Below are 12,763 nucleotides of genomic sequence, written 5' to 3'. Positions count from 1 at the left end.
GATCAGATCAAATGGAGAAGGATCATGGCCGACCGGCGTCCGGACAGCACCCGCCCCGACAATATCTCGACCGAGCATCAGAAGGACGGCGACGCCGGTCTTCCGAACGATACCCTCAATCGGCCTGCCGACCAGGTTCACCCGCCCCGCGACTTCAACCCGGCGGACGATGTCGGCCACCCGGAACCCAAGGGCAGTTGAGGAAGGCCTGCGAGGCGGAGCGCCCTCGCCCTGTCAGTTGCGGGCCGCCCCCCAGGATTCTGCCTGGCGGCCCGCCAGCGCGACGAGGTCGCCCATGGCCACGTTCATGTCGATCAGGTGCAGCCCCCACTGCGGCACCAGATTGGGCCCGATCCGGACATCGCCCGGGATATCGTCAGCGCGCGGATCGGCCGGGTCGGCGTTCACGCTTGCCGCCAGATAGTCGAACCTGCCCCGCACGACACATTCCAGCGAGACCAGTCCTGGCACTTTGACGAACGGCGTCTCCACCGGCGCACCGTCTGACGTCCAAGCGCTGGCCTCTCCCATTCCTTCGACAAAGCTGCTCGCGGCGCTGAAATATGCATCCCCGGCTGCTTCGCCACCCGCCAGAGCCGCCGGGTTGGTGCAGCCCACCCGCGTGCCCGCGGTTTCCGTGGCACCGAACCGGCTATCCTCGGGCGGCGGCGCATCGGCGCGAAAGGTGACATAGGTGACGACGCACCCATATGCATCCGCGCTCCGGCACAGCGGCGTCGAACGGAAGGCGCCTCCGGTATCGCCACCTTCCGCGACGGGCACATTGGCGCCGATCAGCATCGCCGAGATCAGCCGATCGGCGGCTGGCGTTCCTTCGATGTCGCGCGCAAGGAGCTGCGTCAGCACATAGGCGCCCTGGCTGTGCCCGATCAGAACAACCCCGCGGCCCGCATTATCGTGCACCAGATAGTCTTCCCACGCCGCCTTCACGTCACGATAGCCCATCTCCCGGTCGCGCGGCCGGTTCATGCGCAACGCAGTGAGCGTGCCCTGGCGATAGACCGGTGCGAAGACGCGACACTGCGCACGGAACCGAGCGGCCTGCACCCGGATCACTCGCCGCTCCTCGTCGCCGGGAACTAGATCGCTGTTACCACCGGGATCGTTCGAGACGGTGGGATAGACATAGAAACAGTCGAACGCCGGATCGGCTGCGGGCTCGAACCGCTCGATGCTCCGGCTTCCGTCGGCTGCGATCACCGTGGCGGTCAGATCCTGGGTGCAGGCATCCTCCCGCCCCGGCCGGCAGAGCCAGTTCGCACCCTCGCGATAGTCCGGAAGCGGCTGCCCCGCGGCATCCTGTGCCGGTACGGCGAGCGCAAGCGTGGCGGCGAGTATTGCAAACATCCGACCCTCCCCTGTTTGTCGGGAAGGTAGCGCGCCTCAGGCTCCGGCGTCGAGCGGATAGAGCGCGGCCGCGATCCAGCGGAGCTCGGCGCGCAGGACCCCCCATGCGCGGGCCGCGGCGCGGCTGTCCATTGCTTCGATGCCGATCCCGCGGCGCTCTAGCGTTGCCGTCAGCGCTTGCGGCGGGCGGATCAGTCGCGCTCCCGTGCCGAGCAGCAGAAACTCGGGATGCGGATCGAGCTGGAGCAGCGGCGCAAGATGGGCTTCCGACAATTTCTCGATCGACGGCGGCAGCCAGCCGTCGGCACGCGCAGGCGTTATCCAAAGCCCCTCGTACACGCCGCCGTCGATCACGAAGCCGCGGCCTGAAAAGCCGGAGATGACGGGGCCTTCGCCGTCGCCGCTCCGGTCCATCCGCATCAGGGGACTTCCTTGGCCTGCACGCGCTCGGCGCCTTCGGGCCCGCGCTCCTTCGGAACGAAACTGTCGGTCCCCACCTTGGTCCAGATCAGGATCGGATTGGCGATGTAGATCGACGAATAGGTGCCGATCACGATGCCCAGCAGCATCGCGGCCGAGAAGCCGAAGATCACTTCGGGGCCGACGAGCACCAGCGTGGCCAGCGCGATGATCAGCGTCAACGACGTCACGATCGTGCGTGCCAGCGTCTCGTTGGTCGAGAGGTTGAGCAGCGGAATCATTTCCATCTTGCGGTACTTCCGCAAATTCTCGCGTACTCGGTCGTACACCACGATCGTATCGTTCAGCGAATAGCCGATGATCGTCAGGATCGCCGCGACCGTGTTCAGGTTGAACTCGAGCTGCGTGAGTGCGAAAAAGCCGAAGGTCAGCGCCACGTCGTGCGCGAGCGAGAACAGTGCGCCGACGCCGAACTGCCACTCGAACCGGATCCAGATGTAGATCGCGATCGCGCCCATCGCGAGCGCAAGCGCCCACGCGCCCTTGACGAACAGCTCCTCGGACACCTTGCCCGAAACCGCGTCGACCGAGCTGATGTGCGCGCCCGGCCAGGTCTGCTCGATGAAGCTGCGGATGCGCGTGCTTGCCTCCTCGGAGGCGCTATCGCCGCCGGGGGGCAGCGGCAGGCGGATGGCCACGCTGCGCTCGTCGCCGAACTGCTGGATCGAGCTTTCCCCCAGTCCCAGGCTGTCGATCCGATCACGGATCTCGTCGATCGGAACCGCCTGCTGGAATTCGACTCGCGCCATCTGCCCGCCCGCGAAATCGACGCCGAAGTTCAGCCCGCGGATCGCAACCAGCGCGATCGAGGCAATGATCAACAGCACCGAAAGCCCGGTCGCGATATGGCGCACCGCGAGGAAGTCGATGTTCGTGTTCTCGGGTACGAGTTTCAGCGGACGCATTTCAATCAATCCTCACTCGCCGGTCGGCGAATCTCAAATCACCAGCTGCTTGGGCCGCTTCTTCAGCCATTCGGCGACCATCAGGCGCGTGAAAGTGACGGCGGTGAACACCGACGTCACGATGCCGATCGTCAGCACGACTGCGAAGCCGCGGATCGGGCCCGAGCCGAAGATGAACATGATCGCCGCGGCGATCACGTTGGTGATGTTGGCGTCGAAGATTGCGCGGCTCGCTTCCTTATAGCCGAACTCGATCGAATGAACGACGGTGCGGCCGCGCCGCTGCTCCTCTCGGATTCGCTCGTTGATCAGCACATTGGCGTCGACCGCCGCGCCGATCGTCAGCACGAAGCCGGCGATGCCGGGCAGCGTGAGCGTCGCGTTGAAGAGCGCCATCACCCCGACGATCATCAGGATGTTCACGATCAGCGCGATCGTCGCATAGACGCCGAAGCGGAAATAAGTGACCAGCATGAACGCGATCACCAATACCGTCGCCAGCACGGCGGCGAACACGCCCTTGTTGATCGAATCCTGGCCGAGCTCGGGGCTCACCGTCGACTGGTCGACGACCGCCAGCTCGATCGGCAGCTTGCCCGATCGCAGCGCGATGGCGAGCTGAGTCGCGCTTTCGCTGGTGAAGCCGCCGTCGATCCGGGCAACGCCGCCGGTAATCGGCTCGTTGATGTTCGGCGCCGAAATCACCTCATCATCGACGATGATCGCAAAGGGCCTGCCGGTGTTCTCGGTCGTCACCCGCGCGAAGCGCCGCCCGCCGCCGCCGTCGAGCCGCAGCACAACGCCCGGGGCGTTGGTCGTCTGTTCGAACTCCATGCGGGCGTCGACCAGCTGATCGCCGCTGATCATCGTCGTGCGCTGCACGGCCACTCGGGGCGGCTGGTCGGGGAAATAGGCGACATAGGGCAGCCCGCCCGGAGCGTCCGGATAGGGCAGGATCTCGCTGCCGACCGGCGCGATGCCCTGCGCGAGCTGCGCGGGATCGGCAGTCGTGTCGACCAACTTGAACTCGAGCAATGCGGTGCGGCCTAGCAGCTCCTTGAGCTGCGTGGGATCGCCGAGGCCGGGCACCTGCACGACGATTCGGTCGCGGCCCTGGCGCACGATGGTCGGCTCACGGGTACCGAGTTCGTCGATGCGGCGGCGCACGACTTCGGTCGCGTCGCCCATCGCGGTCTCTATCGCCTGCTCCAGACCTTCTTCGGTGGGCGTCAGCACGAAACGCGTACTGTCGACCACTTCGATGTTCCAGTCGCGCTGGCCGCTGAATCCGGCACCGGTCGTGAACTGGTTGAGCCGCTCACGGACGGCGTCGACCTGGCTGGCGTCGCGCACCATGAAGCTGACGCGCCCGTCGCGCACGGAAATGTCGCCGATGTCGATCCGCGGGCTTCGCCGCATCTCGGTGCGAACGGTTTCCTGCATTCCCTCCAGGCGCTGGGTCGCGACATCGGCGGTATCCGCCTCGAGCAGCAGGTAACTGCCGCCGGCAAGGTCGAGCCCCAGGTTTACGGTCGGCGTCGGCACCCATGCGGGCAGCGAGGCGCGCACCGATCCGGGCAGCAGACTGGGCACGGCGAGCAGCACCGTGACCAGGATCACGGCAATGACGCTCCAGACCTTCCAGCGCGGGAAATCGAGCATGTCAGTCGTTCGCGGGCTTGGCGCTGCCCAGCGGCATCACCTGCGCGAGCGTCGCCTTGACGACTCGAACCTTCACATTGGGCGCCAGCTCGACTTCGACATGGTCGTCCTCGACTCGCGTGACCTTGCCGACAAGACCGCCGCCGGTGACGACGCTGTCGCCCTTCTTCACCGCCGCGACCGAATCCTGCAGCGCCTTCATGCGCCGCTGCTGCGGACGGATCATCAGGAAGTAGAATGCGACGAAGATGAGGATGAGCGGCAACAGCTGAAGGAACGCGCCGGCGGCGCCTCCCGACTGGCCGGCTGCGCCGGCGGCCTGGGCATAAGCTGGGGTGGCGAACATGGGTTCCCGAAAGCCTGGATTGGGAGCGACAACGCTCCAGGGTTCAAGCGGCGCGCGCTATCATGGGTGCGCGGCGCACGCAAGGATCGTTGCGGAAGCGCGCCGGCTCTCGCATCGCGGCCACTTGCATCTCGCCGCGCGCCCGCATAGATGCCTCCCCCTCGGTCGGGACGTAGCGCAGCCTGGTAGCGCATCACACTGGGGGTGTGGGGGTCGCAGGTTCGAATCCTGTCGTCCCGACCAGTTCATTCAGCGGCAGGATAGCCAGCGGCAGCGGCGCGGCAGCGCGGCGTATGGCACCTCGGGCGACCTTGTGTCCGCTTTCCCGGGTCGAGCGGCGGCCTCGTGCCTGCGCTCAGAGCGCGGCGTTCGCGCCCAGCCGGACCTCGTTGTGCGCGGCGCCAGCCGGGATCATCGGATAGCAATCCTCGTCGACGCGCACCCGGCAGTCGAGCAACACCGGCCCCGGAGTCCCGATCATCGTTCGGATCGCATCGTCCAGCGCCTCGGGGCGCTCGACCCGTAGTCCCGTCCAGCCATAGGCTTGCGCCAGCGCGACGAAATCGGGCGCCGATTCGGACCAGCTCTGCGAATGCCGGCCGCCGTGGTGCAGGTCCTGCCACTGGCGCACCATTCCCATCCGTGCATTGTTGACGATGAAAAGCTTCACCGGCAGCCGATATTGCGCCGCCGTTCCCAGTTCCTGGATGTTCATCTGGATCGATGCGTCGCCGGCGACGTCGATCACCAGCGCGTCGGGGTGCGCGATCTGCGCGCCGATCGCCGCGGGCAGGCCATAGCCCATGGTTCCGAGCCCTCCCGAGGTCAGCCAGCGGCCGGGCGCCTCGAAGCCGAAGTGCTGCGCGGCCCACATCTGATGCTGGCCCACTTCGGTGGCCACGACCGGCCGACGCTCGCGCGTCAGTTCGAACAGGCGGCGGATCGCCCGCTGCGGCGCGATCGCGTCCGCATCTTCGGCGAAGTCGAGCGAGCGGCGGTCGCGCCATTCGGTGATCCGGCCCCACCAGGGCCCCAGGCTGCACCGCACCTGCGGCTCCAGCGCGCCGCAAAGTGCCTCAAGCGCCGCGCCGCAATCGGCGGCGATCCCCACCTCGGCGGGAACCAGGCGACCGATCTGGCCGGGGTCGATGTCGATGTGGATAACCCGGGCGTCCGGCGCGAACCGATCGAGCCGTCCGGTCACGCGATCGTCGAAACGCGCGCCGATGCACAGCATCACGTCGCAGCCGTGCATCGCCAGATTGGCCTCCAGCGTGCCGTGCATCCCCGGCATGCCGATCCACTGCGGATGCGATGCCGGAAAGGCGCCCAGCCCCATCAGCGTGGACGTCACCGGCGCCCCGGTGATCTCCGCCAGCCGCCGCAGCGCCCGGCTGGCGGCCGGGCCCGAATTGATCACGCCGCCGCCGGTGTAGAGAATCGGACGGTGCGCGCGGCGCAGCAATTCCGCCGCGCGAGCGATCGCCTCACGGTCGATCGACGGTCTCCGCGCAACCGACAGCGGCGGTATCGCGCCTTCGAAATCGGCAACCGACCCCTCGGCCGCCTGCACGTCCTTGGGAATGTCGAGCAGCACCGGCCCGGGTCGCCCGGCCGTGGCGATGTCGAGCGCCCGCCGCACGAGCGGTCCCAGCGTGCTCGGGCAGGTCACTGCGGCGTTGTACTTCGTCGCCGCCCGCGACAGCGCGACGACGTTCGCCTCCTGAAAGGCGTCGGTGCCGAGCAGGTGGCGGTGCACCTGCCCGGTGAGGCACAGGATCGGGATCGAGTCCGCCAGCGCGTCGGCAAGCCCGGTCAGGCAGTTGGTCGCCCCCGGCCCGGATGTCGCGAGCACCACGCCGACACGGCCGGTGCTGCGGGCGTAGCCCTCGGCAGCATGGACCGCCGCCTGTTCGTGCCGCACGAGCACGTGTCGGATTCGCTCCTGACGGAACAGCGCATCATAGAGCGGGAGCACCGCGCCGCCCGGATAGCCGAAGATCACCTCGACTCCGGCGTCGGCGAGCACCGCAAGCAGATGATCGGCGCCGCTGCGCGGCTTCTCGGCCGCGGGCGCCCGACGCGGCGATTCGAACGGCGCGTTCATGCCATTTCCCCAAGCGAGGCCGAGCGGATACCCGTCATCTGCCGCAGCCGCGGCAGCAGCGAGGGCGGCAGCTCCGCTCCCGCCGCGAAGTGCGCGGTGATGACGAGCGTGTCCGCCTCCCGGTCCATGTGGAAGCCAGTCGGGAAGCGCTGCTGCGCCTGCATCAGATCGAAGAAGCGCGACGGCACGCCCGGATCGGCGTCGGCGACCAGCCGGAGAACGACGGCCATTTCACGCCGGAACCGCGGCCCGAGCCCGCACCGGCTGCGCCTGCGCGATCCGCTGCGCCGCTATCCGGTCCGCCATCGCGCCCGGGGCGACTCCTTCGGTGCGCGCGCGGACGAACAGCGCGTCGAGCCGCGGCGCGATCGCCTGCACGCGATGCTCGACGTCGAGTGTGCTCTCGCCCAGATATTCGGCCGCCACATTGATGATCCCGCCCGAATTGACGACGTAGTCGGGCGCGTAGAGCACGTCGCGGGAGGCCAGCGCGGCATCGACCTTCGGCTCGGCCAGCTGGTTGTTCGCCGCCCCGCACACCACCGCCGCGTTCAACCGCTCGACCACATCCAACGTCAGCGCGCCTCCCAGCGCGCAGGGAGCATAGACATGGGCGTCGGCGGCATGGATCTGCTCGGGCGCGCAGGGCAGTGCGCCGTGAAGCGCCGCCATTTCCGCCACGCGTGCCTCGGAGATATCGGCGACGATCAGCCGCGCGCCGGCATCCGCCAGCAGGCCGCACAGCCTGCGCCCGACGCTACCGAGTCCCTGCACCGCCACCGTCACCTCGGCCAACTCCGCACCTAGCCGGTGCCGCACCGCGACTTCCATCGAATGGAACACGCCCAGCGCGGTCCAGGGCGAAGGGTCGCCGCCGGCGCATGCCGATGCCGGATCGTGCGGCAGCCCCGCGACATGGCGGGTCTCTTCGCGCACCGCGCGCATGTCCGCGGTGGTCGTGCCCACGTCCTCGGCAGTGACATAGCGCCCATTCAGCGCCTCTACTGCGCGGCCGAACGCACGGAAGGCCGCGCGGCGGTCGGCACCGAGCGGCGCCATCAGCACTGCCTTGCCACCGCCGAACGGCAGGTCGGCCATGGCGTTCTTGTAGCTCATGCCGCGCGCCAGCAGCGCGGCATCGCGCTCCGCCGCGGCGCGATCGGGATAGTGCCACAGCCGGCACCCGCCCGCCGCCGGGCCCAGCGCGAGCGAATCGATCGCGATCACGCCCCGCACTCCCGCATCGTCGTCGGAAAAGGCGTGAAACTGGGGTTCGGACGGGCGCATCGGCTCGGCACTCCTCGGGAAAGACACTCCCTGTCTATCACTGGCGGCTGAGGAGGTGTTTCCTAACTCTTGCCCGGCTGACCGTTTTTTGAGACTGTTCTTTCGGAATGCGAAGGTTTACGGAAAGGATCATCCGCATGGAGCCTCTCGATCGGTACGAACGCCGCATCCTTGAGCTCCTGCAGGAGGATGCGACTCTCTCCAACGCGGATTTGGCCGAGCGCATCGGGCTTTCGCAGACGCCGTGCTGGCGCCGCGTGCAGCGGTTGCGCGAGAGCGGCGTGATCCGGCAGCAGGTGGCGCTCGTCGACCGCCGCAAGGTCGGGCTCAACGCCCAGGTGTTCGCCCAGGTGAAGCTGAACACCCACGGCCGGCAGCATCTCGACGAATTCGCCGCGGCGATCCAGACCTTCCCCGAAGTGCTCGAAGCCTATGTGCTGATGGGTTCTGTCGACTTCCTGCTGCGCGTGGTCGCGGCGGACATCGAGGCCTATGAGCGCTTCTTCTTCGAAAAGCTCAGCCAGGTCGCCGGAATTCAGGAGATCAATTCGATCGTCGCGCTGTCCGAGATCAAGTCCACCACGGCGCTGCCGCTTCCCTGAGACTGCTCAGGCGGCGACCTCGCCGTGCAGACTCATCAGCGAGTCCATCAGCCCCTCGTCGGCGCTCGAACACACGCCCAGCACCAGCGCCTCGTCATAGCCGGGCGCCACCAGATAGGCGTGGCCCATGGTCGAATCGATGTAGATCGATTCGCCCGGCCCCAGCGTGACCGAATCGTAGAATTCGGTGTGCACGATGATCTTGCCTTCGAGGACGTAGATCAGTTCCTCGCCCTGGTGGCGCACCAGCTCGCCGAATTCCTCGGTGCTGCGCGCGCGGATGCGGGTGAGGATCGGGATCATCCGCTTGCGGCGAAGATCCGGGTTCAGATAGTGATAGTCGTAGTTCGGCGTCTCGACGCGGAACGCACGCTCGAGCGAACCCAGGCTGCGCCGGCCCATCGCCTGCCGCTCGGGCCGGTCCGGCTCCTCGGCGAACAGGTCGGACATGCGCAGGTTGAGCCGCCGGCTCAGCTGCTGGAGCTTGTCGTAGGTCAGCGTCAGCCGGTCGTGCTCGACCTTCGACAGAGTCGAGACCGGGATGCCGCTCTTCGCGCTCATCTCCTTGAGCGTCCAGCCCTTACCGGCGCGGATGCGCCGCAGAACGCTGCCCAGAGTCGGATGGGTGTCGGTCACCAGCCGCTCCAGGCGTTTGACAATTTTCCGTTCAGGATCATTATGTCCGACCTCGACCTGTTCACTGCAGGATTGGTAGGATGGCGCGCCGATTTTCGCAAGCGCGCGCCACTCGCAGCGCGGAGATCTCCATGACGCCAAGCCCGACCAACGCCGCTTTTTGCTCCTTCAGCCCCCAGGCGCGCCGTCCGCTGCGAGGAGCGGTCGCGCTTGCCGCCGCGCTGCTCGCGTCCTCCTGCGCGACGCCGCAGGCGCCCGGGGGACAGCGCAGCCATGCCGATTTCCTGGTGCTCGACACCCATCTCGATACGCCGCTCCATTTCGACCGCGCCGGCTGGGACTTCGGAGCCCGCCATGATCTGCGGACCGATATGGCGCAGGTCGATCTGCCGCGGATGGAGGACGGCGCGCTCGATGGCGGCTTCTTCGCGATCTACACCGATCAGGGGCCGTTGACGCCGCAGGGCTACGCCGACGCGCTGGCCTTTGCGCGCACGCGCTCGGACAGCATCGATCGCACCATTGCGGCCTTCCCGGCGCGGATCGGCCCGGCGCTGACTCCCGCAGACGCCCTCAGCCTTGATGCACAGGGCAAGCTGATCGCCTTCAAGAGCATGGAGAACAGCTATCCCTTCGGCGAGGATCTCGCGCTGATGGAGGAGTTCTACGGCCGCGGCGTCCGCCTCGCCTCGCCGGTGCATGGCGCCAACAATCAGTTCGCCGATTCCGCGACCGATGAGCCGCGCTGGAACGGGCTCAGCCCGCTCGGCCGCCAGTGGGTGGCGGAGATGAACCGGCTGGGCATGGTGATCGATGCCAGCCACGCCTCGGACGCAGCGTTCGATCAGATGCTGGCGCTCTCCAAAACCCCGCTGCTGCTTTCGCACTCGACCGCCAAGTGGGCGTTCGATCATCCGCGCAATCTCGATGACGCGCGCATCCGCCGGCTCGCCGAAACGGGCGGCGCGATCTGCGTCAGCACCATCTTCCTGTCGGACCTGAACGCCAGCGGCGCGCGCGGACCGCTGTTCGACCGGTTCGATTCGATCGCCGAAATGTCGCCCGCCGAACAGGAGGCCTTTTCGCGCCAATGGTATGCGCTCAACCAGACCAACCCGGTGTGGGACACCGATTTCGACCGCTACATGGAGATGGTGCTCCACACGATCGAGGTTGCCGGAGTGGATCACGTCTGCTTCTCGGGCGACTGGGACGGCGGCGGCGGCTTCGCCGGGCTCGAGGACATTTCCGCCCTGCCCCGCGTCACCGAGCGGCTGCGCGCGGCAGGCTATTCGGACGAGGATCTTGCGAAGATGCTGGGCGGCAACATCCTGCGCGTGATGGCAGCAGCCCAGGCGGCCGCCGAGTAACGCCAAGCCACGAGCCGATGCAGGGGCGCCGCGCGGCGCCGACCACAGGAGAACTCCCGCCGTGAAACGCCTCTTCGCCGCCGCAGCCGCCATTGCCGTCGCCACCGCCACTGCGGCCCCGGCTCCGGCCCAGGACTATGCCCGCTACAGCGACGAGGCGGTCACTCAGGAACTGGCGCGGATAGCGGATACCCGGATGATCGCGATGGTGCCGATGCGCGACGGCGTCGAGCTGGCGACCAACATCTATCGTCCCAAGGGCGCGGAGGGGCCGCTCCCGACGATCCTGTGGAAGACGCCCTACAACGAGCTTTCGTATAACGTCCGCACCAGCCGCCGCGCGCTCGAGGCGATCAAACGCGGCTATGCCTTCGTCGTCCAGAACGAGCGGGGCCGCTATTATTCCGAGGGCGACTATCAGATCCTCGGCTATCCGCAGACCGACGGCTATGACACGCTGAGCTGGATCGCGGCGCAATCCTGGTCGAACGGGCGGATCGGCACGCTCGGCTGTTCCTCGTCGGCCGAATGGCAGCTCGCGCTGGCGGCGCAGAACCATCCGGCTCACGCCGCGATGGTCCCGATGGCTGCGGGCGCGGGGATCGGCAAGGTCGGGCCGTTCCGGGAACAGGGCAATTGGTACACCGGCGGCGTACCCCGCACGCTGTTCTTCGTCTGGCTCTACGGAGTCGACAATCCGCTGCGTGCGCAGCTTCCCGGCGATCTCGATCCCGATATTCGCGCCCGCATCGCACGCTACAATGATCTTGCCGCGACCAAGCCCTCGGTGAACTGGACGCGCCAGATCCGCCACTTGCCCGTCGACGAGATGCTATCCGATCTCGGCGAGCCGCCCGCGACCTTCGAGGAGCTGATCGCGCGCGGCCCCGCCGATCCCGCGTGGCGCGAAGGCGGCCTCTACCACGACGACATGGGCTGGGGCGTTCCGGCGCTCTGGGTGAACAGCTGGTACGACGTGTCGATCGGCCCGAACATGGCGCTGTTCAACCACGCGCGCGAAGCCGGCACCGATGCCGAAGCGAGCGCCAACCAATATGCCATCGTCGGGCCGAACACCCATTGCGCCTTCGCCGGGCTCGGTCCGGACTTCGTCTCGGGCGACCGCGATCTCGGCGACGCCAGCTTCGACGTCGATGCGCAGGTCTTCGCCTTTTTCGATCGCTGGCTGAAGGGCGAGCGCGACGCCTATCCCGCGACCACTCCGGCCGTGCGCTTCTACACCATGGGCGCCAATCGGTGGCAGTCGGCGGAGCAATGGCCCCCGGCAGACGCCACCAGCGTTCGCATGTATCTGCGCTCGGGCGGCAATGCGAACAGCCTTTATGGCGACGGGGCGCTTTCCGTGGAGGCGCCGCCTGCGGCCGAGGCGCCGGATCGCTACACCTATGATCCGATGAACCCGGTTCAGACGATCGGCGGCGGCGACTGCTGCAACGGCGGGCTGGTGACGGCCGGCGCGTTCGACCAGCGCCCGATCGAGGCGCGGCGCGACGTGCTGGTCTATACCAGCGCGCCGCTCGCGGAGCCGCTCGAAGTCACTGGCTTCGTCAACGCAGTGCTGCGTGTCTCCTCGGACGCACGCGACACCGACTTCGCGGTCAAGCTGGTCGATGTCGCGCCCGACGGAACTGCCTATATCCTCGGCGACACGATCCTGCGCGCGCGCTACCGCAATGGCTATGAACGGCCGGAAATGATGGAGGCGGGCGAAGTCTATACCATTGCGCCGACGCCGATCACCACGAGCAACACCTTTCAGCCCGGCCATCGCATCCGCGTCGAAGTGACATCGTCGAACTTCCCGAAATTCGTGCGCAACCTGAACACCGGCGGCGCTAACGAAAGCGAAACCGGCCATGTGGTGGCGCACAACACGCTTCACCATTCCGCCGCCCAGCCTTCCTACATCGACTTGCCAGTGGTGCCCCGACGCTAGACCCTGACGCGATCGCGGCGCGCCCGGACCTGCAGGACGCGCC

General features: G+C 67.4%; 13 protein-coding genes and 1 tRNA gene. 5 read left to right on the top strand and 9 right to left on the bottom strand.

Annotated features, from left to right (window positions below; genetic code table 11):
- The first annotated feature begins 24 nt into the window (after nt 1-24).
- Entirely contained in the window at nt 25-201 is a 177-nt protein-coding gene (locus tag H7V21_RS13845; RefSeq protein WP_188054291.1) for a hypothetical protein, read from the top strand.
- A 33-nt stretch (nt 202-234) separates the two neighbouring features.
- On the opposite strand, the gene H7V21_RS13840 is transcribed toward H7V21_RS13845, so the two are convergent.
- The 5 genes from H7V21_RS13840 to yajC are packed head-to-tail and all read right to left on the bottom strand — an operon-like array spanning nt 235 to nt 4,761.
- The gene (locus tag H7V21_RS13840) at nt 235-1,368 is read right to left on the bottom strand and encodes a DUF3089 domain-containing protein (RefSeq protein WP_188054290.1); all 1,134 of its coding nucleotides are present in this window, start codon (nt 1,366-1,368) and stop codon (nt 235-237) included.
- Nucleotides 1,369-1,404: 36 nt separating this feature from the next.
- The gene (locus tag H7V21_RS13835; protein ID WP_188054289.1) at nt 1,405-1,788 is read right to left on the bottom strand and encodes an Mth938-like domain-containing protein; all 384 of its coding nucleotides are present in this window, start codon (nt 1,786-1,788) and stop codon (nt 1,405-1,407) included.
- Nucleotides 1,788-2,753, bottom strand: coding sequence for a protein translocase subunit SecF (secF, locus tag H7V21_RS13830; protein WP_188054288.1), 966 nt, complete (start codon nt 2,751-2,753; stop codon nt 1,788-1,790). Before secF ends, H7V21_RS13835 begins: the two co-directional genes overlap by 1 nt.
- A gap of 33 nt (nt 2,754-2,786) precedes the next feature.
- Complete coding sequence (gene secD / locus H7V21_RS13825; RefSeq protein ID WP_188054287.1) at nt 2,787-4,415, bottom strand: protein translocase subunit SecD; 1,629 nt, start codon at nt 4,413-4,415, stop codon at nt 2,787-2,789.
- A gap of 1 nt (nt 4,416) precedes the next feature.
- Complete coding sequence (gene yajC, locus H7V21_RS13820; RefSeq protein WP_188054286.1) at nt 4,417-4,761, bottom strand: preprotein translocase subunit YajC; 345 nt, start codon at nt 4,759-4,761, stop codon at nt 4,417-4,419.
- A 166-nt stretch (nt 4,762-4,927) separates the two neighbouring features.
- On the opposite strand from yajC, the gene H7V21_RS13815 reads away from it, so the two are divergent.
- A tRNA-Pro gene (locus H7V21_RS13815) sits at nt 4,928-5,004 on the top strand.
- A gap of 112 nt (nt 5,005-5,116) precedes the next feature.
- Here H7V21_RS13815 and ilvB read toward each other — a convergent pair.
- Genes ilvB through H7V21_RS13800 form a run of 3 tightly spaced genes read right to left on the bottom strand, consistent with a single transcriptional unit; the run spans nt 5,117 to nt 8,155 of the window.
- The gene (gene ilvB / locus H7V21_RS13810) at nt 5,117-6,868 is read right to left on the bottom strand and encodes a biosynthetic-type acetolactate synthase large subunit (protein ID WP_188054285.1); all 1,752 of its coding nucleotides are present in this window, start codon (nt 6,866-6,868) and stop codon (nt 5,117-5,119) included.
- The gene (locus tag H7V21_RS13805) at nt 6,865-7,098 is read right to left on the bottom strand and encodes a hypothetical protein (protein ID WP_188054284.1); all 234 of its coding nucleotides are present in this window, start codon (nt 7,096-7,098) and stop codon (nt 6,865-6,867) included. The genes ilvB and H7V21_RS13805 overlap by 4 nt, the downstream gene beginning before the upstream one ends.
- 1 nt (nt 7,099) lies before the next feature.
- Complete coding sequence (locus tag H7V21_RS13800) at nt 7,100-8,155, bottom strand: Glu/Leu/Phe/Val dehydrogenase family protein (RefSeq protein WP_188054283.1); 1,056 nt, start codon at nt 8,153-8,155, stop codon at nt 7,100-7,102.
- A 137-nt stretch (nt 8,156-8,292) separates the two neighbouring features.
- Here H7V21_RS13800 and H7V21_RS13795 point away from each other — a divergent pair, with 137 nt between their 5' ends.
- Nucleotides 8,293-8,757, top strand: a complete 465-nt coding sequence (locus H7V21_RS13795) for an Lrp/AsnC family transcriptional regulator (protein ID WP_188054282.1) — start codon at nt 8,293-8,295, stop codon at nt 8,755-8,757.
- 6 nt (nt 8,758-8,763) lie between these two features.
- Here H7V21_RS13795 and H7V21_RS13790 read toward each other — a convergent pair whose 3' ends face one another.
- Complete coding sequence (locus H7V21_RS13790) at nt 8,764-9,393, bottom strand: helix-turn-helix domain-containing protein (RefSeq protein ID WP_188054281.1); 630 nt, start codon at nt 9,391-9,393, stop codon at nt 8,764-8,766.
- Nucleotides 9,394-9,524: 131 nt separating this feature from the next.
- On the opposite strand from H7V21_RS13790, the gene H7V21_RS13785 reads away from it, so the two are divergent.
- Together H7V21_RS13785 and H7V21_RS13780 are read left to right on the top strand one after the other, a co-directional pair.
- Nucleotides 9,525-10,763: a dipeptidase gene (locus H7V21_RS13785; protein WP_188054280.1), complete on the top strand. Its 1,239-nt coding sequence runs from the start codon at nt 9,525-9,527 to the stop codon at nt 10,761-10,763.
- A 61-nt stretch (nt 10,764-10,824) separates the two neighbouring features.
- The gene (locus H7V21_RS13780; protein WP_188054279.1) at nt 10,825-12,720 is read left to right on the top strand and encodes a CocE/NonD family hydrolase; all 1,896 of its coding nucleotides are present in this window, start codon (nt 10,825-10,827) and stop codon (nt 12,718-12,720) included.
- The last annotated feature ends 43 nt before the right edge of the window (nt 12,721-12,763 follow it).

The sequence above is a fragment of the Sphingosinithalassobacter sp. CS137 genome (genome assembly GCF_014334115.1).
Taxonomy (GTDB): Bacteria; Pseudomonadota; Alphaproteobacteria; order Sphingomonadales; family Sphingomonadaceae; genus Sphingomonas.
Note: the sequence above shows the minus strand (reverse complement) of the source record. Positions and strands in the feature narration are given on the sequence as shown.

Coding starts and splice junctions, on each gene's coding strand:
- H7V21_RS13845 (WP_188054291.1), top strand. CDS start 25: ATGGCCGACCGGCGTCCGGACAGCACCCGCCCCGACAATATCTCGACC.
- H7V21_RS13840 (WP_188054290.1), bottom strand. CDS start 1,368: ATGTTTGCAATACTCGCCGCCACGCTTGCGCTCGCCGTACCGGCACAG.
- H7V21_RS13835 (WP_188054289.1), bottom strand. CDS start 1,788: ATGCGGATGGACCGGAGCGGCGACGGCGAAGGCCCCGTCATCTCCGGC.
- secF (WP_188054288.1), bottom strand. CDS start 2,753: ATGCGTCCGCTGAAACTCGTACCCGAGAACACGAACATCGACTTCCTC.
- secD (WP_188054287.1), bottom strand. CDS start 4,415: ATGCTCGATTTCCCGCGCTGGAAGGTCTGGAGCGTCATTGCCGTGATC.
- yajC (WP_188054286.1), bottom strand. CDS start 4,761: ATGTTCGCCACCCCAGCTTATGCCCAGGCCGCCGGCGCAGCCGGCCAG.
- ilvB (WP_188054285.1), bottom strand. CDS start 6,868: ATGAACGCGCCGTTCGAATCGCCGCGTCGGGCGCCCGCGGCCGAGAAG.
- H7V21_RS13805 (WP_188054284.1), bottom strand. CDS start 7,098: ATGGCCGTCGTTCTCCGGCTGGTCGCCGACGCCGATCCGGGCGTGCCG.
- H7V21_RS13800 (WP_188054283.1), bottom strand. CDS start 8,155: ATGCGCCCGTCCGAACCCCAGTTTCACGCCTTTTCCGACGACGATGCG.
- H7V21_RS13795 (WP_188054282.1), top strand. CDS start 8,293: ATGGAGCCTCTCGATCGGTACGAACGCCGCATCCTTGAGCTCCTGCAG.
- H7V21_RS13785 (WP_188054280.1), top strand. CDS start 9,525: ATGACGCCAAGCCCGACCAACGCCGCTTTTTGCTCCTTCAGCCCCCAG.